5 protein-coding genes and 1 tRNA gene are annotated in these 5,393 nt (G+C 43.8%); 3 read left to right on the top strand and 3 right to left on the bottom strand.

The window, feature by feature from the left end:
• Positions 1-318: 318 nt before the first annotated feature.
• On the bottom strand, positions 319-903 hold the full coding sequence (gene rimJ, locus BO26_RS21240) for a ribosomal protein S5-alanine N-acetyltransferase (RefSeq protein WP_036774953.1): 585 nt from the start codon (positions 901-903) through the stop codon (positions 319-321).
• A 306-nt stretch (positions 904-1,209) separates the two neighbouring features.
• Between rimJ and mdtH the strand changes: the two genes are divergently transcribed.
• Both mdtH and BO26_RS21230 read left to right on the top strand, forming a co-directional pair.
• Positions 1,210-2,415, top strand: coding sequence for a multidrug efflux MFS transporter MdtH (mdtH, locus tag BO26_RS21235; RefSeq protein ID WP_036774951.1), 1,206 nt, complete (start codon positions 1,210-1,212; stop codon positions 2,413-2,415).
• A gap of 37 nt (positions 2,416-2,452) precedes the next feature.
• Positions 2,453-3,016, top strand: coding sequence for a lipoprotein (locus BO26_RS21230; protein ID WP_036774950.1), 564 nt, complete (start codon positions 2,453-2,455; stop codon positions 3,014-3,016).
• Positions 3,017-3,324: 308 nt separating this feature from the next.
• Here the strand turns inward: BO26_RS21230 and BO26_RS21225 are convergent, their stop codons facing one another.
• Together BO26_RS21225 and ghrA are read right to left on the bottom strand one after the other, a co-directional pair.
• Positions 3,325-3,864, bottom strand: a complete 540-nt coding sequence (locus tag BO26_RS21225; RefSeq protein ID WP_036774949.1) for a TorD/DmsD family molecular chaperone — start codon at positions 3,862-3,864, stop codon at positions 3,325-3,327.
• Positions 3,865-3,935: 71 nt separating this feature from the next.
• Positions 3,936-4,877, bottom strand: a complete 942-nt coding sequence (gene ghrA / locus BO26_RS21220) for a glyoxylate/hydroxypyruvate reductase GhrA (RefSeq protein WP_036774947.1) — start codon at positions 4,875-4,877, stop codon at positions 3,936-3,938.
• A 324-nt stretch (positions 4,878-5,201) separates the two neighbouring features.
• Here ghrA and BO26_RS21215 point away from each other — a divergent pair.
• Positions 5,202-5,291 (top strand) — tRNA-Ser (locus BO26_RS21215).
• The last annotated feature ends 102 nt before the right edge of the window (positions 5,292-5,393 follow it).

Raw genomic sequence — 5,393 nt, 5'->3', positions numbered from 1 at the left:
TTTCTAAGCTGCCTGTACGGCAGTGCACGAACAAAATTCGTTAATGACTTTACTTGTCCTTTTCTAAGCTGCCTGTACGGCAGTGCACTGTTGCATATTAACCTTAACCCACTGACGATTAAAGTATATTTTAATAAAACAACGAAAAAACCCTTTTTTACAAGAGAAATAATATTCCATTTAAAATCAATAAATTAAAATCACCTCTTAAAAAAGGGTCAAAAATAAGGTGCGGGGAACCTGGCAGATTTTTAACAGTAATTTAACTCATCATTACTAATCCGCTTTACTTTATCTGGTGACAACACAACTTAATAATTAACTTTTTCCACTCCATTTTTCATCCGTCAATGCCGTTAATACATGATCCTGCCAGACTCCATTGATCATCAGGTATTTCCTGGCATAACCTTCTCGCTCAAAGCCCAATCGTTCCAACAATTTCCCACTACGATGATTATTCGGCATGTAATTAGCCATAATTCGATGCATCCCCTGCTGACGTTGCATATAACGGATAGCTGGCTGTAAAGCCTCATACATCAGCCCTTTTCCCTGCCATTTCTCACCAAGAGAATATCCCAAATAACAGGCATGAAAAGCACCTCGCAATATATTGCTGAAGTTTGCAACCCCTATCACTTCATGCTCATTCGGCTCAAGTAGTAAAAAATGAAAAGCCGCACTCTGTCTCTGCATTTCTGTAATTAAATTCAGTCGGTTTATCCAACCAGAAGGCTGGCAATGACTTTTATCTCTGGTTGGTTCCCAGGGTTTAAGAAACTCATGATTTTCTGCATAATACTCAGCCAAACGATAAGCATCCCGCTCGTACACCAAACGCACCACCATTCGTTCCGTAATCAGACGAACTTTCGGTAAAGTGGAACGATAACCAAACATTATTTCTCCCTAACTATACCCTTCATCTTTCAAGCTGCTGCTTTGTTGGCTGCGTTCACTTACCCCAGTCACATAGTTATCTATGCTCCTGGGGATGCGCTCCCTTGCCGCCGCACTGCAACTTGAAATCTATTGAGTATATACAAATTTATCCGTTAAAAATTTAAGCCACTTACCTGTAAAATACACCTTCCAGTCATCACATTATGATAAAAAAATATTGTTCATAATCACTATCCTAATAATTAAATTAAGTACAGAATACAGAAGAATTATATTATCTTATCAATATTCCAATGGTGAGCAATGTCACTGGTTTCGCAAGCACGTAGCCTGGGTAAATACTTCCTGTTATTCGATAATTTACTGGTTGTTCTGGGTTTCTTCGTCGTCTTTCCTTTAATATCAATACATTTTGTTGAACAACTCGGTTGGACTGCACTGGTTGTCGGTTTTGCACTTGGTTTACGCCAGTTTGTACAACAGGGTTTAGGCATTTTCGGCGGCGCAATTGCGGACCGTTTTGGCGCGAAGCCGATGATCGTCACCGGAATGCTGTTACGCGCTCTCGGTTTTGCTTTAATCGCCTTAGCCACCGAACCGTGGATACTGTGGCTTGCCTGCATATTATCCGCTCTGGGAGGTACCTTATTTGATCCTCCCCGGACCGCACTGGTCATCAAGCTAACCCGACCACACGAGCGTGGCCGTTTCTTCTCGCTACTGTTGATGCAGGACAGTGCTGGAGCGGTTATTGGCGCACTGATTGGCAGCTGGTTGCTGCAATATGACTTCCAACTTGTCTGCTGGACAGGAGCCGCTGTTTTCGTTCTGGCCGCCATTTGGAATGCGTGGTTCCTCCCTGCTTACCGAATTTCTACTACCCGCACGCCTATCTGGGAAGGAATGAAACGCGTTGTTAAAGATCGCCGTTTCTTCACCTATGTATTGACGTTAACCGGCTACTTTATGCTGTCTGTCCAGGTGATGTTGATGTTCCCGATTATCGTCAATGAAATCGCCGGAACACCCGCTGCGGTAAAATGGATGTACGCAATTGAAGCAACCTTATCACTCACTTTACTGTACCCAATCGCCCGTTGGAGCGAAAAACGATTCCGGTTAGAACAGCGTCTAATGGCAGGGCTTTTCCTGATGAGCCTGAGTATGTTCCCAGTCGGTTTGATTGGTGAAATAAATACTTTATTTGGCCTGATTTGCTTATTCTATCTCGGTACCGTCACCGCGGAACCTGCCCGTGAAACATTAAGTGCTTCATTGGCTGATCCGCGCGCGCGTGGTAGTTATATGGGATTTAGCCGTCTTGGGCTGGCATTAGGTGGTGCTTTAGGTTATACCGGCGGTGGTTGGTTATATGATACCGGCCACACATTAAATATGCCGCAATTGCCCTGGTTCCTGCTTGGGGCTATCGGCCTGATAACGTTATACGCCCTGCACCGTCAGTTTAACCAGCGCAAAATTGAATCTGCCATGCTGAGTGGCAATTAATAAGGTAAAATCTGCCCTCCAAAATAAAGGAGTCGATATGAGAAAATTTTTCTTGGGGGCAGTATTGCTGCTAGCTGGGTTAATCAGTGGTTGTGATCAGTTCAAAGATGTCAGTATCAGCGAAGAGTTGATTAATGGCTATCTGGCGAAACATATCCATTACCAGAAACAGATTGAATTACATGGTCTTGCCACTGCAGATATAAAATTAACAGAACTTTCCAGCCAAATTGGTCGGACGGAACCAGACAAAATAGCATTGACTGGCCGCGCCGACGTTAATATTACATCCCTGCTTGGCCCTGCTAAAGCCGATATGAAATTGACGCTAAAAGCTCAGCCAGTGTTTGATCCGGAAAAAGGCGCGATTTTTCTGAAAGCGTTAGAAATCATTGATTACCAAATCACACCAGAAAAAATGGAAAAACCGGTCAACGCACTGGTTCCTTACCTGAACAAATCACTCAGCGCTTTCTTTGATACTCACCCGGTTTATGTATTGAAACCGGAGCACAGCAAAGCCGAAGCCGCTGCCAAAAAATTGGCAAAAGGGTTAGAAATCAAACCCGGTAAATTTGTTATCATGCTAACTGATAAATAATTTGAGGTATCACTAAAAAGGCAAATATACCTGTTATCTTTCAAGTTGCCTCTTTAGTTGGCTGCACTCACCCCGGTCACATAGTTCTCTATACCCTTCATCTTTCAAGCTGCTGCTTTGTTGGCTGCGTTCACTTACCCCAGTCACATAGTTATCTATGCTCCTGGGGATGCGTTCCCTTGCCGCCGCACTGCAACTTGAAATCTATTGGGTATATGCGCCCGGGGATTCGCTCCCTTGCTGTCGCGATCCATCTTGAAATCTATTGGGTATAATTCGAAATTATTTGCCTTTTTATCATTTTCAAATTAAGAATCCAGCTCTTCTCGTAGTGCTTGTAACGCTTCGCGGGTAATAATTGCCAGTGTCCGATAGAAACCCGTTGTCGCATGAGCTTCCACTTTCCCCAGAAATTGCCCACACCACGGTAGCAGATATTCATCAAACAGCTCAATCTGCCCCTGAACTTCATCTTCTGCTGCCTGATCCTCCAACCATGAAGCGGCTAACAACAGAGAACCAAACTGATCGGTCGACGCATCTGACAACGGCATACCACGTTCAGTCAAAAACTGCCGAACATCATTTTCACTCTCACCGGCATAAGCGGAGCGACAGCTTGGTACACTGGCCTCATCATCACAAAACAGCGCAGTATAATCAGCTTGCATTGCTGAAAAATCGTAGTTTTGTTGCAAACGATCCAGCAACGCGTCTTGCTCCAATGGCCATGATTGTTTCAATTTACCTTCTGCAATCATCGTCAGAAGTGGTTTTAAAATCGGGTCTTGTGGTTGACGATTAAATAAAGTCCCCAAAATACGGCAGACCATTGAAAATTCATTCATCTCAGTTTCCAAATAAACAACTATTTTGCCGTTATTGTCCTCAATAGCCGGCTATTGTAAAGAGACGCTGGTTAATATCCCAATTTTATATCCACAACGCCGGTTGGTAATTCCCCTCTTTCAATTCGTTGAATATTTTCACTCACCGTATCCATCGCAATCTCGGGAATAGTAATAGCCGCAATATGTGGCGTCACTGTTATACGGGGATGGGTCCAGAATGGGTGCATTTCTGGTAACGGTTCCTCAATAAACACATCCAACGAAGCCCCCGCAATATAACCCTTATCAATCGCCACCAACAGATCATGTTCTACCAAATGGGCACCTCGAGCGATATTAATCAGATATGACTTTGGTTTTAGCTGGCTAAACAGCGATAAATTCAGAATACCACGGGTTTTAGGTGTATCGGGCAGCAAATTAATCAACACCTTACTCCCTGAAAGAAAATCGCCCAATTGATCCTCACCGTAAAAACTCTCTACCTTATTAATTTGCTTTGGAGTACGGCTCCAACAACGCACAGTAAAGCCAAACTCAACCAAAGTTTCTGCAACACTGCGTCCTAATATACCTGCACCTAGTACACCTACGACAAAATCTTGGCGATCATGGGATTCAAGTTGTTTCCACATTCTCTGCCCTTGTTGCAGCTTATACTCATCCATGCGGCGCAAATAATGTAAAACCATTGCTACTGCATACTCCTTCATTTGCAGCCCCATGCCTGCATCTTCAAGCCGCATCAGTGGCACACTGGAGGGTAACATCCCTGGTTTTTGTTGTTCCTGCTTCAAAATAGCCTCGACTCCTGCCCCTAAGACAAAAATTCCCTTCAATCCAGAGCGATTTGCCAACATCTCATAAGGGGGCATCCAAGCCATTGCATAATCTGCGTGCTGATTATCGCCGCGTTTCCATTGGCGGATATTAATATTTGGCAATCGTTGCTGCATACCTTGAATCCACTGAGCAGCATCAAAAAAAGGGTGGTAAAAGATAATCTCCATGACTGTTTATCCTCATCTTATTTTTTCATACAGGGTTATCTGATTGGCTATAGGTTGCAAGTCCCTTTGTTAATCGTCATGACGAAAATTTTGAGAATGTTAAGTCGTTAACGAATTCATTTTTTTCTTATTAAAGGACTTGTATCTATCTGGTTCAGCGGCATCGGATGGATATCAATTCATCGGATTGACGTTTATTTCGCTAAGCAATCAAAAAAGCAAAGAAAATTATCAGAAGAGTGTTGACGCTTGTAACGCTTTTCCCTATAGTAGCGCCCCGTTGCAGCGGCGATGTTAAGCAAAGTTGCTGGAATGAAAAAAGCTGGTGAGGTGTCCGAGAGGCTGAAGGAGCACGCCTGGAAAGTGTGTATACGTGAAAACGTATCGAGGGTTCGAATCCCTCCCTCACCGCCAGATTTGAAGAGAGGCTCAGGTTAAATACCTGGGCTTTTTTAGTTGCATATCCCTCCGATGCAGGGAGGGTTGAGAACCCTCGTCAGGGTTCGACAAAACGGC

Origin of the sequence: Photorhabdus australis DSM 17609 (genome assembly GCF_000711895.1) — a bacterium.
Taxonomy (GTDB): Bacteria; Pseudomonadota; Gammaproteobacteria; order Enterobacterales; family Enterobacteriaceae; genus Photorhabdus; species Photorhabdus australis.
This window is presented reverse-complemented; position numbering and strand designations above follow the sequence as displayed.

Coding starts and splice junctions, on each gene's coding strand:
- rimJ (WP_036774953.1), bottom strand. CDS start 903: ATGTTTGGTTATCGTTCCACTTTACCGAAAGTTCGTCTGATTACGGAA.
- mdtH (WP_036774951.1), top strand. CDS start 1,210: ATGTCACTGGTTTCGCAAGCACGTAGCCTGGGTAAATACTTCCTGTTA.
- BO26_RS21230 (WP_036774950.1), top strand. CDS start 2,453: ATGAGAAAATTTTTCTTGGGGGCAGTATTGCTGCTAGCTGGGTTAATC.
- BO26_RS21225 (WP_036774949.1), bottom strand. CDS start 3,864: ATGAATGAATTTTCAATGGTCTGCCGTATTTTGGGGACTTTATTTAAT.
- ghrA (WP_036774947.1), bottom strand. CDS start 4,877: ATGGAGATTATCTTTTACCACCCTTTTTTTGATGCTGCTCAGTGGATT.